The organism is Vogesella urethralis (genome assembly GCF_007644045.2).
GTDB lineage: Bacteria > Pseudomonadota > Gammaproteobacteria > Burkholderiales > Chromobacteriaceae > Vogesella > Vogesella urethralis.
Genome location: NZ_VMDW02000157.1, coordinates 15,178 through 35,531 on the forward strand (window position 1 = coordinate 15,178; position 20,354 = coordinate 35,531).

9 protein-coding genes are annotated in these 20,354 nt (G+C 60.1%); all 9 read left to right on the plus strand.

Going from position 1 to position 20,354, the window contains the following annotated elements; all coding sequences use genetic code 11:
* Nucleotides 1-96: 96 nt before the first annotated feature.
* Nucleotides 97-2,040, plus strand: a complete 1,944-nt coding sequence (locus FLQ03_RS18990) for a bifunctional 5-dehydro-2-deoxygluconokinase/5-dehydro-2-deoxyphosphogluconate aldolase (RefSeq protein WP_144373829.1) — start codon at nt 97-99, stop codon at nt 2,038-2,040.
* Between the two features lie 42 nt (nt 2,041-2,082).
* Nucleotides 2,083-2,988 (plus strand): myo-inosose-2 dehydratase, encoded by a 906-nt coding sequence (gene iolE, locus FLQ03_RS18995; protein WP_240802324.1) that lies wholly within the window; start codon nt 2,083-2,085, stop codon nt 2,986-2,988.
* 10 nt (nt 2,989-2,998) lie between these two features.
* On the plus strand, nt 2,999-3,796 hold the full coding sequence (iolB, locus tag FLQ03_RS19000; protein ID WP_144373831.1) for a 5-deoxy-glucuronate isomerase: 798 nt from the start codon (nt 2,999-3,001) through the stop codon (nt 3,794-3,796).
* Between the two features lie 90 nt (nt 3,797-3,886).
* A complete protein-coding gene (locus FLQ03_RS19005; protein WP_144373832.1) occupies nt 3,887-5,383 on the plus strand; it encodes a CoA-acylating methylmalonate-semialdehyde dehydrogenase in 1,497 nt (498 codons plus the stop codon).
* A gap of 137 nt (nt 5,384-5,520) precedes the next feature.
* Nucleotides 5,521-6,327, plus strand: coding sequence for an AraC family transcriptional regulator (locus FLQ03_RS19010; RefSeq protein WP_144373833.1), 807 nt, complete (start codon nt 5,521-5,523; stop codon nt 6,325-6,327).
* A 66-nt stretch (nt 6,328-6,393) separates the two neighbouring features.
* On the plus strand, nt 6,394-7,029 hold the full coding sequence (locus FLQ03_RS19015) for a LysE family translocator (RefSeq protein WP_144373834.1): 636 nt from the start codon (nt 6,394-6,396) through the stop codon (nt 7,027-7,029).
* Between the two features lie 422 nt (nt 7,030-7,451).
* Nucleotides 7,452-8,972: a TolC family protein gene (locus tag FLQ03_RS19020; protein WP_206211062.1), complete on the plus strand. Its 1,521-nt coding sequence runs from the start codon at nt 7,452-7,454 to the stop codon at nt 8,970-8,972.
* A gap of 22 nt (nt 8,973-8,994) precedes the next feature.
* Nucleotides 8,995-9,798, plus strand: a complete 804-nt coding sequence (locus FLQ03_RS19025; RefSeq protein WP_144373835.1) for an efflux RND transporter periplasmic adaptor subunit — start codon at nt 8,995-8,997, stop codon at nt 9,796-9,798.
* 99 nt (nt 9,799-9,897) lie between these two features.
* Nucleotides 9,898-20,354 (plus strand): DUF4347 domain-containing protein (locus tag FLQ03_RS19030; RefSeq protein WP_147674754.1); only part of this gene is annotated, 10,457 nt, incomplete at its 3' end.

The window sequence follows — 20,354 nt, forward strand, 5'->3', positions numbered from 1 at the left end:
CAGTAATCTAGTTTCATCACGGTAGCCCGCTGCGCCGAGTCCGATCGGCGGCTGAGCACAAGACCTCGGGCATCGGCAACCAATGGAATGGAAACCATGCAAAACCAGACTCACTTTGCTTCAGAGCGTCCGCTGGACGTGATCTGCCTGGGCCGCCTGGCCGTGGACCTGTACGCCCGCCAGCTGGGCTCGCGTCTGGAAGACGCCAGCAGCTTTGCCAAGTATCTGGGTGGCTCGTCGGCCAATATCGCCTTCGGTACCGCCCGTCTGGGCCTGAAGTCGGCCATGCTGTCGCGCGTGGGTGACGAACAGATGGGGTGCTACCTGGTGCAAGAGCTGCAGAACGAAGGCTGCGACACCTCGCAGGTGAAAACCGACCCGTCGCGGCTGACCGGCCTGGTGCTGCTGGGCATCAAGGACCGTGACACCTTCCCGCTGCTGTTCTACCGCGAAAACTGCGCAGACATGGCGCTGTGCGAAGACGACATCGATGAGGCCTTCATCGCCAGCAGCAAGGCGCTGCTGATTACCGGCACCCACCTGTCCACCGCTACCGTGAATGCCGCCAGCCGCAAGGCGCTGGGCTATGCCCGCCAGCACAATGTGCGCACCGTGCTCGATATCGATTACCGCCCGGTGCTGTGGGGTCTGACCGGTCGCGGCAACGGGGAGCAGCGTTTCATTGCTGACGACGCTGTCAGCGCGCACTTGCAATCGGTACTGCCGCTGTTCGACCTGATCGTGGGTACCGAAGAAGAATTCCTGATTGCCGGCGGCAAGCCGGCGCTGATCGACTGCCTGAATGTGGTACGCCGCCTGGCGCCGCAAGCGGTACTGGTGGTAAAGCGCGGCCCGCTGGGCTGCGCGGTGATTGCCGATGCAGTACCCGCCGACATTGACGATGCTTTCACGGTGCAAGGCGCCCAGGTGGAAGTGATGAACGTGCTGGGTGCCGGCGACGCCTTTCTGTCCGGCTTCCTGTCGGTGTGGCTGCGCGGTGGTGATTACGGCCACGCTTGCCGTACCGCCAATGCTTGCGGCGCGCTGGTGGTGTCCCGTCACGGCTGCTCGGTGGCCATGCCTACCCAGGCCGAGCTGGACTACTTCCTTGGCCTGCCAGTACCACCGCAACGGCCGGGTGACGATGCCACGCTGACCCGTTTGCACCGCGTGACGGTATCGCGCCCGCACTGGGACAACCTGTGCGTGTTTGCCTTTGACCACCGCAACCAGTTCTTCGAGCTGGCGCGCCAGAACGGCGTACCGGAAGTGCGCCTGACCGACCTGAAAGCCCTGCTGGTACAGGCCGTAGCGCAAACCGAACAGGCCAACGGCTTGCAAGGCCGCATCGGTATCCTGGTAGACGACCGTTACGGCGAGGATGCCATGTACGCGGCCACCGGCCGTGGCTGGTGGATCGGCCGCCCTATCGAGTTGCCCGGCTCCAACCCGCTGGAGTTCGACCACGGCCGTGCGCTGGCCGCCCGTCTGGAAGCCTGGCCCAAGGAACACATCATCAAATGCCTGGTGCAGTACCACCCGGACGACGAAGTGGGTAACCGTCTGGAGCAGGAAGCCCAGGTCAAGGCGGTATACCAGATGGCCCAGATCAGCGGCCACGAGCTGCTGCTGGAGGTGATTCCGTCCAAGAAACTGCCGCAAGGCCCGGACACCGTCCTGCGTGCGATGAAGCGCTTCTATAACCTGGGCATTTACCCGGAATGGTGGAAGCTGGAGTCGATGAGCGCCGAGCAATGGCAGGAGGTAGACGCCCTGCTGGCACAGCGTGACCCGCACTGCCGCGGCGTGGTGCTGCTGGGCCTGAATGCCCCGCTGGGCGAGTTGCGCGAAGGCTTTGCCCAGGCGCGCGACGCCAAGACCTGCCGTGGCTTCATGGTTGGCCGCACGCTGTTCCAGGAGCCGTCGCAACGCTGGCTGTCCGGCGACATCGACGATGCCGGCCTGATTGCCGCCGCCCGCCACAATTTTGAAACCCTGATCGATATCTGGCAGGCCCAGCGCCGCCAGAGCCAGCGCTAAGGCGCCGGTAGCCCCTTCCATCACACAGCACAGACGGACAACATGATGACTGCCACTTTTAACGTTCGTATCGGTATCAATCCGATTTCCTGGTGTAACGATGACCTGCCGTCGCTGGGCGGCGAAACGCCGCTGGAAACCATCCTGCGCGAAGGCAGCGAGATCGGTTACCAGGGCTTCGAGCTGGGTAACAAGTTTCCGCGTGACCCGGCCGCCCTGCGTGCCGTGCTGGCGCCCTATGGCGTGGCCTGCGTGTCCGGCTGGTACTCCGGCAGGCTGGCCGAGCGTTCTGCGGAAGAAGAAATCGCGGCAGTAGAAGAACACCTCACGCTGCTGGTGGAAAACGATTGCCAGGTGATGGTGTACGGCGAAGTCGGCGGCTCCATCCAGGGCCAGATCGATACCCCGCTGTTCAAGCGGCCAACCTTTACCAGCGAAGCAGCCTGGCAGCAGTACGCCGAGCGCCTGACCGTGTTTGCCCGCCATCTGGCTGCGCGCGGCATCAAGCTGGCCTACCACCATCATATGGGCGCCTTTGTGGAAAGCCCGGCCGATGTGGACAAGCTGATGGCACTGACCGGTGAAGAAGTGGGCCTGCTGTTTGATACCGGCCACATGGCCTTTGCCGGTGGCGACCCGCTGGCCGAGCTGGAAAAACATATTGCCCGCGTGGTGCACGTGCACTGCAAGGACGTGCGTGGTGAAGTGCTGCGTCGCGCCCGCAACGGTAGCTGGAGTTTCCTGCAGTCGGTACTCAATGGTGCCTTCACGGTACCGGGCGACGGGGATATTCCGTTCGGCCCCATCATTGAGCGTCTGGCCCGTCACGGTTACCAGGGCTGGCTGGTGGTGGAAGCCGAGCAAGACCCGACCATCGCCCCCAGCTACGAATACGCCCAGAAAGGCTTCCAGACGCTGCAGTCGCTGGTGGCCCGCGCCAGCCGCTAAGGAGACAGGCATGAATCTGCTGGTAAAAGCCGATCCGGCGGGCAAACCGCTGGTCGATGTTACCCCGGCCTCTGCCGGCTGGACCCATGTCGGTTTCCGCGCCGTCAAGCTGGCGGCCGGCGAGCACGAGGTGTGGCAACAGCCGGGCCGCGAATGCTGCGTGGTCATCCTGGCCGGCAAGGCCAGCGTGCAGGTGGGTGACACCGTCTGGTCGGGGCTGGGGCAGCGCGACAGCGTGTTTGACGAGCAGGCACCGTACGCCGTCTACGCTCCGCCGGGGCTGGCGGTGACCGTGACGGCAGACAGCGCCGCCGAGGTGGCTTTTTGCTCGGCACCGTCGGCGGGCAATCATCCGCCACGCCTGATCACGCCGGACAGCATGACGCGCAGCGTGCGCGGCAAAGGGGCCAATACCCGCTATGTGACCGACATCCTGCCGCAGACCGAGCCGGCTGACGGCCTGCTGGTGGTGGAGGTGCGTACCCCGTCCGGCCACTCGTCCAGCTACCCCCCGCACAAGCACGACCGTGACGCGCTGCCGGAAGAAAGCGTGCTGGAAGAAACCTACTACCACCGCCTCAACCCGGCGCAGGGGTTTGCCTTCCAGCGCGTGTATACCGACGACCGCCGCATTGACCAGTCGATGGCGGTGGAAGACCACGACGTGGTGATGGTGCCGGAAGGTTACCACCCGGTGTGCGTACCGTACGGCTACGACTCCTACTACCTGAACGTGATGGCCGGCCCGCGCCGCGAGTGGTGTTTCCGGAATGACCCGGCCCACGAGTGGCTGCTCGCCAAGCCCTGAGCTGACCCCGTTTCACCCTATACGACCATGGCCGGCCCCTGCGGGGGCTGCCAGGGCACCCTGTTGCCCGCTCGCTGAGGATACTGCTCCATGAACCGCATCATCTCGCATTACATCGCCGGTCAGCATCAGGCCGGTAGCGGCACCCGTACCACCCCCGTCTTCAACCCCGCCACCGGCCGCGTGCAGGCCGAAGTGGTGCTGGCCGAACAGGCCGATGTCGATGCCGTGGTGGCAGCGGCCAGTGCCGCCTTTCCGGCCTGGAGTGACACCGCACCGCTGCGTCGTGCCCGCATCCTGTTCAAGTTCAAGATGCTGCTGGAGGCCCGCCAGGACGAGCTGGCTGCACTGATCAGCAGCGAACACGGCAAGGTGCACGCCGATGCGCTGGGCGAAGTGACCCGCGGTCTGGAAGTGGTGGAGTTTGCCTGCGGCATTCCGCAGCTGCTGAAGGGCGAGTACACCGAGCAGGTTGGCCGCGGCATTGATGCCTGGACCATGCGCCAGTCGCTGGGCGTGGTGGCCGGTATCACCCCGTTCAACTTCCCGGCCATGGTGCCGATGTGGATGTTCCCGGTAGCCATCGCCTGCGGTAACACCTTTGTGCTGAAACCGTCCGAGCGCGACCCCTCGGCGGCGCTGTTCATCGCGGCACTGCTGGAAGAAGCCGGCCTGCCACCGGGCGTGTTCAACGTGCTGCAGGGCGACAAGCTGGCGGTGGATGGCCTGCTGACCCACCCGGACGTGCAGGCGGTGAGCTTTGTCGGTTCCACCCCGATTGCGCAGTACATCTATGAAACCGGCGCCCGCCACGGCAAGCGTGTGCAGGCACTGGGCGGCGCCAAGAACCACATGGTGGTGATGCCGGACGCCGACCTGGAGCAGACCGTCGACGCACTGATGGGCGCGGCGTACGGCTCGGCGGGCGAACGCTGCATGGCCATCTCGGTGGCCGTGGCCGTGGGCGACGTGGCCGACAAGCTGGTGGCCGCGCTGGGCGAGCGCTTGCAGACGCTGAAAGTGGGCCCGGGTACCGACCCGGCGGCCGATATGGGCCCGCTGGTGACGCGTGCCCATCTGGATAAGGTGAGCGGCTACGTGGCGCGCGGTGTGGAAGAGGGCGCCACCCTGGTGGTGGATGGTCGTGGCCTGACCGTGCCGGGCTGCGAGGAAGGTTTCTTCCTGGGCGGCTGCCTGTTTGATCACGTCACCACCGACATGACCATCTATCAGGAAGAAATCTTCGGCCCGGTGCTGTGCGTGGTACGCGTCGACAGTTTTGCCGAGGCCGTGGCCATGATCAACGCCCACGCTTACGGCAACGGCACCGCCATCTTCACCCGTGACGGCGATGCCGCCCGCGAATTTACCCACCGTATCCAGGTGGGCATGGTCGGCGTTAACGTGCCGCTGCCGGTACCGATGGCCTTCCACAGCTTTGGCGGCTGGAAAGCCTCGCTGTTTGGCGACCATCACATGCATGGGCCGGAAGGCGTGCGGTTCTATACCCGCATGAAGGCGGTGACCACGCGCTGGCCCACCGGTATCCGCAGCGGCGCCGAATTCGCCATGCCCACCATGAAATAGTTTCTGCTGTGACGCTCCCCCAGAGAGCACCTTTGCGCCACCTTCACGGGTGGCGTTTTTTATCGGGCTGCAGTGAAGCAGCACCTGCGGGCAGGGCGTGTCACAATCCTGACGCTTCGCTTTACATTGGCCAGACCATGATCCCCCAGCAATTCTGGCGCGACGACGCCATGCCCTACGTTGAAAGCCGGCGCGCCCAGCAAAGCCGTGCTTGTTACCGTGCCCACAGCCATCCGGCGCTGTCTGTCGGTGCGGTGGATGCCGGCGCGTCGGTATTGCAGCTTGCTGGCAGGCAAGACCAGCCGTTGCAGGCGGGAGATGTGGTGGTGATACCCGCCAATTGCGTGCACGCCTGCAACCCGCAGCCCGGCGGCGCGTGGAGTTACCAGATGCTGTATCTCGATACCGCATGGCTCGATGCACTGTGGCACGAAGCACATGGCCAGGCTTTTACCTTGGGCACCACTGATGCCTGTCATTGGCGTGACCCGGCGACGTATACGGCGTTCTGTCAGTTGAATCAGCGCCTGTTTTCGCCTTCGCCGGTGGAGATGAAAGAGGCATCGCTAATTGCCTTTATCAGCGAATTGATGCTGCCTGCCGCGCCGGCAGCTGCTTGCCCCCCGGCATGGTTGCCCGGGTTGTGCCGGCAACTGCGCGAGCAGTGCCAGCAAGCCTGGCCGGTTGCCAGCCTGGCCGCTTCTGTGGGGGTAAGCCGCTACCACTTTATCCGCCTGTTCCGGCAGCACTGTGGCACGACACCCCATGCCTACCTGCTGGATTGCCGCATCCAGCGCGCCAGGCAATGGCTGCGCCAAGGCGAGGCACTGGCCGACTTGGCCTATCGCTTGGGCTTTAGCGACCAAAGCCATTTCCAGCATGCTTTCCGTGAGCGGGTAGCAGTCACCCCGGGCGAATACCAGCGCGGCGTTGGCAAGGCGTAGCACTTTTCTGCAATACCCGCGGCCTGCAGGCTGCCAAGCTGGCCTCTCTTCAACAGGGAGGTATCCATGACTTGGCATCATTTCATCTTGCTGGCCGGCGCCCATTTTCTGGCGCTACTTAGCCCGGGGCCGGACTTTTTCCTGCTACTCAATCACACCGTGGCCCATGGCATGCGCGCCGGCTTGCTGACGGCGCTGGGCATAGCCTGTGCCAACGGCGTGTTCATCGTGGCCGCCGTGGCCGGTGTCAGCTGGCTGCAAGATAGCCTTTGGGCGTATTGGCTGGTCTACGTGGCTGGTTGCAGCTACCTGCTGTGGCTAGGGTGGCAGTTCTGGCAAGCCGCCAGCCTGCACGGTGCTGGCGCAACAGCCTCCCGGCAGCTGGGCAGGCAAACCGCTTTCTGGTGGCGTGGCGTGCTGTCCGGTTTGCTTAACCCCAAAAATGCGCTGTTTTATCTGACCCTGTTTGCCTTGCTGGCTGGCAAGGACAGCACCGTTTGGCAACGCAGCGCCGCTGGTGTGTGGCTGTTTGTGGCGGTGCTGGGTTGGGACGCGCTGGTGTGCTGGGCGCTGGCGCGGCCAACGTCACTGGCCTGGTTTCAACGCCAGCTGCCACTGCTGCATCGGGCCAGTGCGCTGCTGTTGTGGGCAGTAGCGGCCGCCATGCTATGGGCGGCGCGTGACGTGTTGCAAACAGGATGATGGCGCCACCCGATAGGTCGGTCCTCCTGCTCGCGGTACAGGGCAGGGTGAACGCGTCATGTCATTCCCGTTTGCGCCTTCTCCTGCCCGCTTATGGGCGTCGTGTTAGCTGCCACTCGCGCGGTGAGGGTGTGCCATTCATTTCATGCTGATGGCAAGTGTTCTGGCCGGTGAGGAAGCAGTTTGCCTGTTGTCACGCTTACCTGTCCTGATGCTAGGTGGCGGCGCGGTGGAAGCATCCAAACTGGCCTGAGCGCGAATGTCATGATGTTGTTATCATGTAAAAAGTGTGTTCTATAAATTTCATAACAGTATCCGTGTGGTATTAATAATGTAAATTAACCGAATCAATGCTAAGTACGTCTCCATTGCCACTGACCAAGAACTGCAGGAAAGACCTCCCTATGAAAAAAGACAGCCCCATGCTTGCGTCCTTTGCCATGCTGCGCCCGATTGCTGCTGCAGCGCTGTTGCTAGGTTTGTCGGCATGCGCGTCCGTCGACTTGGCACCGTTGAGCTCTGCCGAAATCCAGAAAACCGTTAGCGAGGACCGGCAGGCTCTGGATAAAGACCTGGAGCCCATGGCGGGCGAGCTGACGCTGGAAGAGGCGATTGCGCGCGCCATCAAGTACAACGCCGAGCGCCGTGTGCGGCTGATGGAAGAGGCGGTGGCGGCGGGGCAATTCGAGTTGGGCAATTTCGACATGTTGCCGCGCCTGGTTGCCAGTGCCGGTTACCGTGATCGTGACAGTGACCTGATTTCCCGTAGCAAGGACTCGGTCACCGGGGCGCCTTCGCTGGCTAACCCGTCGATTTCCTCCAGCCGCAGTGCGCTTTCCAGCGAGCTGGGCTTTAGCTGGAGCCTGCTGGATTTCGGTCAAAGCTATTACGCTGCCAAGCAGAATGCCGATCGTGTTCTTATTGCCACCGAACGCCGCCGCAAGGCACTGCATAACCTGATCCAGGATGTGCGTACCGCCTACTGGCGGGTGGTGGCCGCCGAGAAGCTCAATGCTTCCATCCGCCAGACCATCCGCCAGGGTGAAGAAGCACTGGCCGATGCCCGCAAAGCCGAGGAGGAAAAACTGAAGTCTCCTCTGGAACCGCTGCGCTACCAGCGTCAATTGCTGGAAAACCTGCGCATGCTCGAACTGGTGGAACAAGAGCTGTCAACGGCGCGCATCGAACTGGCTGGCCTGACCCAGCTGCCCATACTGCAGGTACGCAACCTGGTCGAGCCTCGCAGCACCGTCAGCACGGTATGGCTGGATACGCCGGTTGAACAGATGGAAACCTACGCCCTGCTGCAGAACCCCGAGCTGCGGGAAAGCATTTATAACGCCCGTATCGCACAGCAGGAGACACGGCGTGCGATGCTGAAGATGTTTCCCGGCCTGTCTTTCAATTACGCCATCAAGAACAGCGACGACAGTTACCTGATCAACCAGACCTGGCAAGAAACCGGGGTACAGGTTTCGTTCAACCTGCTGGGCTTTCTGTCGATGCCCGCCCAGCGCAAGCTGGCCGAAGCCGGCGTGACGCTGGCGGAACAGAAGCGCATGGCGACGCAAATGGCAGTGGTGTCCCAAGTGAATATCGCCCGCTTGCAATACGCCAATGCCGCCGCGCAGTTCAACCGGGCCGACGCCATTGCCAGCGTGGACCAACGCCTGGCCGATCACGTCAATAACCAGGTACTGGCAGAGCGCCAGACCAAACTGGATAGCGTGTCGCAACAGACGTCCTACATCTTGTCCACGCTGCGTCGCTATCAGGCCCTCTCCAATGCGCAAGCTGCCGGCTCGCGCCTGCAGGCCAGCCTGGGGCTGGAGCTGCCTCTGGATGCCAGCCGTCAAGCATCGCTTGCCGAGCTGAAAGAGCAGGTAGCCAAGGCATTGAATGCCTGGGAACAAGGCAAATTGCCCGCCGTAACCACCCCTTGATCGAATAGAAAAGCAAGTTGTGATGAATACCCGTCGTGTCGTGCCCGTGCTAGCCATATTGCTGGCTTCTTTCCCGCTTGCCGCGCAGCAGGCGCCGGCCCCGTTGCCATTGGCCAAGCCGGCCGTGCGCGCGCCGGTCGCCGCCAAACCGGCGGCGGAGCAGCGCGAAATCCGTGCCCAGCTGGCCCCCAAACGCTACACCACCTTGGCCGCAGAAATCGGTGCCAAGATTTCGCGCATTGCGGTACCGGAAGGTGCCGCATTCAAGGCCGGCCAGACCTTGATCACCTTCGACTGTTCCTTGCAGGCAGCCCAGCTCAATCGTGCCCGCGCCGCGCAAAGCGCTGCTGACAAAGCGTATAGCACCAACCGTCGCCTGGCCGAGCTGAATTCAGTGGGCAAGCTGGAGCTGGACACCTCTGAAGCCGAGGTGCGCAAGGCCAAGGCCGATGTCGCCGCGGGGGCGGCAGTGCTGAGCAAATGCAGTATTGCCGCGCCATTCAGCGGGCGGGTGGCCGAGCAGAAGCTGCGCGAACAGCAGTTTGCCCAGGCTGGCCAAGCCATTCTGGACATCATTGATGATTCGGTGCTGGAACTGGCCTTTCTGGTGCCATCGCGCTGGCTGGCCTGGATGAAACCGGGCACGGCTTTCCAGGTGCGCATTGACGAAACCGGCAAGACTTACCCGGCGCGCATTCAGCGCTTGGGTGCCCGTGTCGACCCGGTCAGCCAGTCGATCAAGGTGAACGCCGTCATTGATGGCAAGTTTGCCGATTTGATGGCTGGCATGAGCGGCAAGGTGCTGATGACGCCCCCCGCCAACTGATTGCTACCCAGTAATAAGCCGGCCTGTGCCGGCCCCTATCGCCACGCTGTGCAGCCTGCAGGCTGACAGTATCGGAGCCATCGGCCCGAGGAGAAAGACATGAACCGCATTTACCGCTCTATCTGGAATGAAGCCAGCCGTACCTTTGTGGCCGTTGCCGAAAAAGTGCGTGCCAAAGGCAAACCTGCTTCCACCCAGCGTGGCCAGGCGATAGAGGAGGCACTCGTTACCTCGGCAGGCGCTGCCGCGCCTCAGGCGGTGCCACCGCGCTCACTGGTACGCCCGCGTGCGCTGGAGCAGCGGTTCATGTTTGATGCAGCAGCAGTCAGCACCGCCATCGATGCCGCTGGCGAGGCAGTAAACCATGACGTGCAGGCCGACAGTGGCCTCAGCAGTGTGCTGGACAAAATCGCGCAGTCGGTTGCCCAGCCACGCGATAGCGAGCGTGTTGCCGAGCCGGTACTGGTGCGCACGGGCGACCCGTCTGCCAGTGGCGGGCGCAAGGAAGTGGTGTTTGTCGATAGCCGTGTGGCCGATTATCAGACATTGATTGCGGGTATCGGGGCCGGCATTGAAGTGCGCCTGATCGACGGCAGCCAGGACGGCTTGGCCCAGTTGGCCGCATGGGCGGCCAGCAACCGCGATTACGATGCCATCCACATCCTGAGCCACGGTAGTAGTGGTGTGCTGGCACTGGGTACCACAAAGCTCGACCTGAATGCACTGGATGCGCGAAGCGATGCGCTGGGGCAGTTGGGTAACACCCTCACCGCGAACGGCGACATTCTGCTCTACGGCTGCAATATCGCCGATGGCGAGGCTGGTGCGCAGTTCCTGACCCGGCTGGCAGCGCTGACCCGTGCCGATATTGCAGCGTCGGATAACAAGACTGGCGCTGCTGCTTTGGCAGCAGACTGGGTACTGGAAAGCCGGGTTGGTGAGATTGAAAGCAGCCTGAAAATCAATGCCGAAAATTGGCACGATGTCATGGGTACTGATTTTCTCAATATTTATACCTCGGCAGCGGCGGCTGCTACTGATGCCAATAATAACACTTATCTCGCCGGCAATTTGAGGGCTCAGACTTTTGATTTTGGTGGTCAAAGTCTGACTTTCGGTGAGAGCACAGGGGTGTGGTTGGCAAAATATGATTACAACAATAACTTGGTGTGGGTTAAGCAGTGGAATTCACTGAAGGCAAACTCTTCTTATGGTGATAATGCCCGGGCATTGGCCATAGATGGCGCGGGTAATGTTTATTTATCAATGAGGGTCATGGGTGCTGGTAACGGAGGTAGTTCAAATGTTGGTAATGACACATTTGATGCTGACCCGGGCGCCGGTGTGTCCAATGTGACAACCACGTCTTTTAATGGCGCAGGAATGCTGGTCAAACTGAATGCTTCTGGTGACTTTCAGTGGTCCAGACAAACCGGAGTGTCCGGCGATGGCGGGCGCATAGCGATTGATGGCAGTAATAATGTCTACTACCTTGGCACCTATCGTGATAATGCCAGTTTTGGTGGTGTTGCATTGGGTTCTGGTGGTTCCGGTACGCACCATTTCATTGCCAAAATGAATGCGGCAGGTAGTGTGCTTTGGACCAGAACTGCCTTTGCTGGTAATGATGTTAATGCTTTTAGTGATGTGACTGTAGATAGCGCGGGTAAAGTTTATATTGCTGGTTATAATGGCCTTTCGCTTACAATTGATGGCGTGAATTACACAACTAATTGGTCGAGTACTGAGTACGATGGATTGTTATGGGCGTTGAATGCGGATGGGACGACAAACTACGTCAGAAAAATCTCGGGCTCTGCTAACGAACGCTATACCAATGTGGAAGTGCTAGCCGACGGTAATTTATTGCTGTCCGGTGTGTACCTGACCGGGACGGATCTGGACCCTTCGGCAGGAAGTACTGTGCCAAGCAATGTTGGTTTGACAGATTTCTTCCTCACCAAAATCAGTCAGATAGGTAGCCTGATCTGGTCGATTACCGCGGGAGGTACCGCTGCGGATACGGCCAAGCGGCTGTTTCAGGCGACAGATGGCTCTATCATTGTTACCGGTACATTCAATAACACCATTACGCTGGGCTCATATTCGCTTACCTCGGCCGGCTCCACCGATGCATTTATTGCAAAAATCACTAATGATGGTCAGGTTGCATGGGCGTACCGCTTAGGCAGTAGCGGGGCCGACGATATCATTGATGTCAAGCCACTCAGCGGTACCCAGTTCCGGGTAATTGCCACTATCCGCAATACCACGGACGTTGACCCAGGTCCTGGGGTAGTGAATGCCACAACATCCACTGCCGGTGTGGCTAGTGTTGTGGCGTACACGCTTGATCTGAGCGGTGCATTTGCCACCACCGCCTCTGCCAGCGACACCACCCCGCCGGTATTCGATGTGGCACCGGCGGCAAGCAATGTCAGCACCAGTACGCTGACGCTGTCCGCCAGCATCGACGAGGCCGGCACGCTGTATTACGTGGTCGTGCCCGACGGCTCGCCAGCCCCTACGGCGGCGCAGGTGAAGGCCGGGCAGAATGGCAGTGGTGGTAGTGCCGTTACCTCGGGTAACAGCGCGGTGGCCAGTAGCCCGTTTACTGGCAGCTTCAATGTCAGCGGTCTGAGCGCGGGTACCGCTTACGATATCTACGTGGTGGCGCAGGACGACGAGGGCACGCCCAACCTGATGGCCAGCCCGGTCAAGGTGGATGTCACCACCGCAGGCAACCCGCCAGTGTTTTCCTCCGCTGGCGCGGTCAATTTTGCCGAAAATGCAGCCGGTACCGTTTACGATGCCGAACTGAGTAGCGCTACTGGTACCGTCACCTTCTCGCTCAGCGGTACCGATGCCGCCAAGTTCAATATCAATGCCAGCACGGGGGTGCTGACATTCAAGGGGGCGCCGGATTTCGAACAGCCCACCGATGTGGGGGCTAATAATGTTTACAATGTGACCGTTCGTGCCTCGGATAACAATGGTTATACCGACAAGGCCGTGGCCATTACGGTGACGAATGCCAGTGATGTCAATTTCACCGCTGCAGATAGTTCGGCTATTTCCAATAACGCATTGGTCAAATCGGTGACTGCCGGGCAAACGGCAAATATTACGTTCTCTGCCGCTTCGTTTCTTGATTACTATGCGCCAAATGCGACTGCTGGTTTTCCTGGCGGCTTGTATGCCTACTCCGGGACCGGCTCTGAGCAAGAGCTGATCATCACGGCCCAGGCGGGTTATACGTTTGATCTGGCAAGTTTCAAGTTTGCACCGGATTTTTCGCAAGGTACCAATGCTGTCAAAGTACGCTTCACGTCTGGTGGTAATACTTACGAAGATACCTACGTACTGTCATCCAATGGCCAGTCTGGCTATTACAACCTGGTTATTCCCGCCACGCATGCCGTGAATGATGTGACGGAAGTGCGCATCTGGGCTGCAAGTTATGGCGAGTTCCAGGATATCGAAATCTCTGATATCAAACTCAGCGACACTACGGCACCCACCGTGTCGTCCGTTACCCTCACTGCGGCCACCGGTGCGGCCAACAATACCCTCAATGCCGGTGATGTGCTGACTGCTACGGTCACCATGAGCGAAGCCACCACGGTTACCGGCACGCCGCAACTTGCCCTGAATATTGGCGGTACCACCGTGCAGGCCAACTATGCCAGCGGTTCAGGTAGCAGCGCGTTGACTTTTACCTACACCATCCAGTCGGGTCAGACCGACCTGAACGGTGTCAGCATTGCGGCCAACGCCTTAACGCTGAATGGTGGCACCCTGAAAGATGCAGCAGGCAACGATGCCACCTTGACATTTGCAGCGGTGGCAGACAATGCCAGCTACAAGGTGGATACCACGGCGCCGGTAGAGTCGGGCTCTGCCAGTTCCAACCTTGCGCAAACTACGGCCACCATTGCTTCCACCAGCGACGAAGCAGGCACCATGTATTACGTGGTAACGACCAGCGCAACCCCCCCCAGCGTGGCGCAAGTCATGGCCGGGCAGAGTAATACCGGTGCGGTCGCGACCAAATCCGGCAGCGATGCGGTGGCGGCGGCTACGTCGAAGAGTTTCAATCTCACCGGGCTGACAGCTGCAACGCAATACCACGCGTACTTTGTGACCGTAGATGCCGCCGGTAACCCAAGCAGCGTGGCCACGGCCAGTTTTACCACGGCTGCGCCCAATGTCGCCCCGACGCTGACAACCGTGGGCACGGTAACAGGTGGCAACGAGGACAGCGAACAGACCATTACCTTTGCCAATCTGGTGGCGGCCGGCAACGAAGCAGACAGTGACGGTACGGTAGACGCTTTTGTGGTGCGGGCGGTCTCCACCGGTACCTTGCGCATTGGCACTAGTGCCGGCACGGCCACCGCCTGGGCTGCCGGCAGCAACGATACGATTGACGGCTCGCGTCAGGCGTACTGGGTGCCCGCCAGCAATGCCAACGGCAACCTCAATGCCTTCACCGTGGTGGCAAAAGACAATGCGGGCGCAGAGTCGTCTGCAGCCGTGCAGGTGGCAGTGGCGGTAACCGCAGTCAACGACGCGCCTACCGATATCGCTCTTTCAGCCACGGCCATTAACCAGTCGGCGGCGACCCCGGCTGCCACCATTGCGACCGTGTCTGGCGCAGACCCTGAAAACGACGCCCTCACCTTTACCCTGGTGAGCGGTGCCAACGCCACCGACAACAGCAAATTCGTCATTGACGGTACCACGCTGAAAGTAGGCGCTGACGCACTGGCAGCAGGTAGCTACAGCATTCGTTTGCGCGCCACCGACAATGGCACAGGCAATCTGGTGTATGAAGAAGTTTTCACCATCACCGTGGCCGATAATGTCGGCCCGAGCCTCGCCAGCAGCACGCCAGCAGACAACGCGTCGGGTATTGCACCTTCCGCCAATATCAGTGTGACGTTCAATGAAACCGTTGTTGCCGGCACCGGCAGCATTACCCTCTACAACGTCACCACAGGCGCAACAGTTGAAACGTTCAACATTGCCACAGGGGTAGGGAGTGCAGGCGGTACCGCATCGATTGCCGGTAGTACCTTAACGCTCAACCCGTCGGCCAATCTAGCCGAAGCAACGCAGTATGCAATCCGGGTTGATGGCACTGCAATCAAGGACGTGGCCAATAATGCCTTTGCCGGTATTGCCGACAACACCACACTCAACTTCACCACCGGCGTCAGCGACAGCGCCGCACCGCTGATCCAGTCCATCCAGCGCCAGACGCCGGCTGGCGAGGCCAGCAATGCGGCCAGCCTGGTCTACACCGTGCGTTTCAACGAGGCGGTGACCGCAGCCGATAGCAATGACTTCCAGCTGACTAGTACCGGCACCGCCAGCGGCACCATCAGCGGTGTCAGCGGCAGCGGTACCGATACGCTGACCATCACCGTGAGTAGCGTCAGTGGCACCGGTACCCTGGGTATCAGCCTGAAAAACACGCAAAACATCACCGATATTGCCGGCAATGCGTTGGCAACGGCCGAGCCTGCGGATGATGAGCTGTATGTTGTAGACCGTGATGCTCCGACACTGCTGTCGATCAACCGCGTCGGCGGGGAAAGCAGCCAGGGTGGCAGCGTGCAGTTCCTGGTTTTATTCAGCGAGCCGGTCAGCAATGCGGACGTGGCCGACTTTGCGCTGCAGCTGGGTGGTACCGCCAGCGGCACCATCAGCAGTATCAGCGGCAGTGGTACGCCGGTGCTGACGGTGACGGTGAGCAACGTGGCCGGTAACGGTGTACTGGGTCTGGGCCTGGCGAACGGCTACAGCATGAGCGACGCCGTGGGCAATGCCCTGGCCAGCAGCACGCCGGGGACCGGCGTGGCGGAAAGCTTTGTCATTGATAGTGTGGCACCACTCGTTACCAGCATTACCCGCACCGCAGACAGCCTCACAACCGCCGATAGCGTCAGCTTTGATGTCAGCTTCAGCGAGGCCACCAGCGGGGTAGACCTGAGCGATTTCAGCCTTGTTACCAGCGGTACGGTAGCCGGCACGCTCAGCGCCATCAGCGGCAGCAACGGCCATTACCGGGTGACGGTATCGGGCATCAGCGGCAATGGCACGCTGGGCCTGACCTTTGCCGGTGGCCAGAACATTACCGATGCCAACGGCAATGCGCTGACGGCAACAACGCCGACGTTGGGCGAGGCGTACACCATCGATAATGCGGCGCCCACGGTCAGCGCCATCAACCGTGCCGGTGTGAATCAGATTGTGGCCGGCACCAGTACGACGGCCGTATTCACTGTGGTATTCAGCGAGGTAGTCAGCGGCGTCAGCGCGGCAGACTTTACCGTGACCGGCACGGCGGCCAACACTGGCATCAGCAGTGTCAGCAGCAGCGATGGCAAGACCTTTCACGTCACCGTCGGCGGGGTCAACGGCAGCTCGGGCCAGACCGTGGGGCTGAACTTTAGCGGCACGGTAAGTGACCGTGTCAGCCAGACCGGCAGCACGGCGTTCAGCGCCGGCCAGGTTTACACCGTGGGTAATCTGTTGCTGAACGAAGGCGCGATCGATCAGGCAGCGCTGGATGCCTTGCTGGGCGTCAACCGTGATGGCGTGCAGAAGCTGGTCAGCAGCAGCGCGCCCGTGACGCAGGTGATCATCATCGATAGCCGCCTGCCGGGTCTGGCCGAGCAGCTAAGCAACCTGGCTGCCGGTACCGAGGTATGGCTGCTGGATGGCACGAGCAGCGCCACTGCGCAAATTACCCAGATTCTGGCGCAGTACCACAACCTGGCTGCGGTGCACCTGTTGTCGCACGGTAGCGAGGGCGCGCTCTATCTGGGTGCCGAAACGCTGTCTGCGGCCAACCTTGCCGCCCAGCAAACGACGCTGGCCGCGTGGGGTAGTGCCTTGTCTGCCAGCGGCGACTTCCTGCTGTACGGCTGCGATGTGGCCAAGGGCACGACTGGTACCGAGTTTATCAATGCGTTTGCCGCGGCTACCCAGGCCGACGTGGCGGCCTCCACCGACCTGACCGGCGCCAGCTGGCTGGGCGGGGATTGGGTGCTGGAGATGAAAATCAATGAAACAGTGGCAGAACTCAATATTGATGGTTATGCAAAAACATTAGCACCAACAGTTCTTGCTGCTGGTGATATCGCCGTCGTCGGTATTAATACGGATGATTCTTTCCCTAATCAAAGATGGGCTTTTGTTCCTCTTGTGAATATTGCGGCAGGTACTGTCATTCATTTTACTGATGCAGGTTATACGGAGTCCGGTAGTTTTTATGATAATGCTACCAATGAGGGGCATCTGACTTGGACTGTGCCAAGTGAAATACTGGCTGGAACATTGATTACTGTTACTGGCAGTAATATAGATAATTACACAGGAGAGACTGGTGCTATAGGTGGCTCTAGTTTTACGTTCTCTTCTACGGGTGATCAGATTCTGGTATATCAGGGTACATCTGGCTCTACGAATGGAGCGACATTTGTTTATGCATTTAACAATGGTCAGCATGGCACAGTGTATGCTGCTGGTAATGGCTCTTGGAGTTCGAGCGTCAGCATTCAGCAAGCTAGCTTATTGCCTTCTGGTCTTGTCAGCGGCACAAGCGCAGTCGCTTTGTCTTCAAATATTACTTCGGGATCATCGTCTGGTGGTAGTTTCGGTTTTGATAACATGAAATACAATGGTATAAAAACTGGAACAAGGGCTGAGCTGTTGGCGGCTATAGGTAATGCAGCTAATTGGGTTGGTGATAATACTACCCCATATGATATGACGGCTATTGGTAATTTTACAATTACTTCCCCCGCCGATATGGTTGCACCAATATTCGATATCACGCCTGTCGCTGGCTCAGTGACCACGAGTGGCTTTACGCCTTTTGCCTCGTTGAATGAAGCTGGTACAGTGTATTACGTGGTTGTACCAAATGGCGCGACAGCACCCAACGTTGCAGAGGTGAAAGCTGGGACCGCGTCGGGCGGTGGTATGGTTTTTGCGAGCGGTAATAGCACAGTCAGCAACGGCAGTTTCGATACCAATTTCAGTTCAGTAACGAGCCTGACGGCCAGCACCGCTTACGATGTTTACTTTGTCGCAAAAGATGCCGCGAATAACGACCAAACCAGTGTGACCAAAGTAACGGTCACCACGGCGACACCCACGGCCACCATTACCTCGGCGACGTACGATGCCAGCACCAATGTATTGACCGTCACTGCGGCCAACCTTACCGCAGGTGACAGTATCGATGAGACCAAGCTCACGCTCACCGGTCAGGGCGGCGCAAGCTACACCTTGCAAGAGCAGGGGGCGGTGACGGCCAGCAGCAGTACCTCGTTCTCGCTCACACTGAATACGGCCAACCAGGCTGCGGTGGAGGCTTTGCTGAACAAGGCGGGCTCTTCGGCCTATAGCGGTACCACCTACAATCTGGCTGGCGCTAGCGGCTGGAGCGTTACGGCCAATGCACCCGCCGATACCACCGGTAATGCGGTAACCGTGGCCAATGCCAATACCTCGGCCACGCTGACTTTTGAGGCGGCGGACGGCACCTTGTCGGCCGATAATGCCACCAGCCTGACCTATACCACCGCTGCAGGTGTGTTTACCGTTACCGCTACCGATGCCGGTAATAATAATGCGGCGGGGCATGTCCGTTATGGTTCCGCATATGGTGATGTGAACGGGCGTATTGGTAGCGAGTCTATTTATGTTGTTAATGAGGGCAAGGCGGGCTCGGTCACCTTCACCGTCGAGCCGGGCAAGGTATTTGATCTGCTGTCTTTTTACCTGAGCAACCAGAATGGCTCGGTGAATGAGAACTTTGTTATTACCACCAGCAAAGGCGGCTCTCATGCGGGCGTCGCAGGTGGTACCCCATCATCTATCGATACCGACCTGATTACCTTACCCAGTACGTCGCTGTTCCAGGGCATTACGTGGTTTACGATTACCGCACCTAGCGGTGGTGCATTCATGGAGGTGGACAATATTGTTGTCGCCAACGTGCTGAGCACCAACACCAACCCCACCATCTCCGATGTGAGCAACCAGACCATCAGCGAAGGCGGCGCCACCTCGGCACTGGCGGTGACCATTGGCGATACCGAAACCGCGGCCAGCTCGCTGACGCTGACCGGTAGCTCCAGCAACACCACGCTGATCCCCAACGGCAATATCGTCATCAGCGGCAGCGGTGCCAACCGTACCGTCACCATCACGCCTGCGGCCAACCAGACCGGTAGCGCCACCATCACCCTGACGGTGTCGGACGGCAATGGCGGCACGGCCACCGATACCTTTACCGTCACCGTTAGCGACGTCAACCCGGTCATCAGCAACGCCACGGCCAGTGTGGATGAAAATGCCAGCAGCGGCACGGCAGTCACCACGGTGACCGCCAGCGGCGACACCAATGGTCTGGTGTACAGCATTACCGGCGGCACCGGCAGCAGCCTGTTCGACATCAACAGCAGTACCGGCGCCATCACCGTGAAAAACGGTGCAGTGCTGAACTACGAAGCCGCCAGCCAGGTCACGCTGACCGTGGCGGTGGACGACGAAGATGCCGATACCACGGCAGACAGCACGGCCACCCTCACCATCAACCTGAACAACCTGAACGAGGCGCCTACCGATATCGCGCTGACGGCGACCGCGTTTACCAATACCCAGGCCACGGCAGGGGCAACGCTGGCTACCATCAGTGGTACCGACCCGGATAACACGGCGCCGAACAATACGCTGACCTATGCCTTGGTTAGCGGTACCGGCGATACCAATAATGCTGCTTTTGTCGTGGATGGCAGCTCACTGAAGGTGGCCAGTGGTAGTGCCTTGGCAGCAGGCAGCTACAGTGTGCGCTTGCGGGTGAGCGATGGCGGCAGTCTGAGCTACGAGAAGGCCTTCAGTATCACGGTGACAGACCCGCTGCCTACGCTGGTGTCTGCCAGCCCGCTGGATAACAGCACCGGCGTGGCGGTGAGCAGCCATATCGTGCTGACCTTCAGCGAAGCCATTACGCTGGGCACGGGCAATATCGTGCTGTACGACATCACGGGTAGCGGTGCCAACTCTGTCACCATCGATGCGGCCAACCATGGCGGTCAGCTATCGATCAATGGCAGCACGCTCACCATCAACCCCACTGCCAACCTGCGTGCGGCCAACCAGTATGCGGTGCAAATCGCCAGTACCGCCCTGCGTGACAGCAGCAGCCAGGCCTATGCCGGCATTGCCGACATGACCTCGCTGAATTTCACCACCGGCACCACCGATACACAGGCGCCGATTGCCACCATCATCGACCTGGCCGACCCGTCTGCGACGCATGCCGGTACTGCCAGCATTCGCTTTAGCGAACAGGTACAGAACGTCGATATCAGCGATTTCACGCTTACGCGTGATGGCCAGAGTGTGGATATCAGCAGCCTCAGCGTGGGCGGTAGCGGGGCCAGCTATACGGTGGACCTGTCCACGGTGACCACCGTGGCCGGTACCTATGTGCTGACACTGAATACCAGCAACATCACCGATACCTCGGGTAA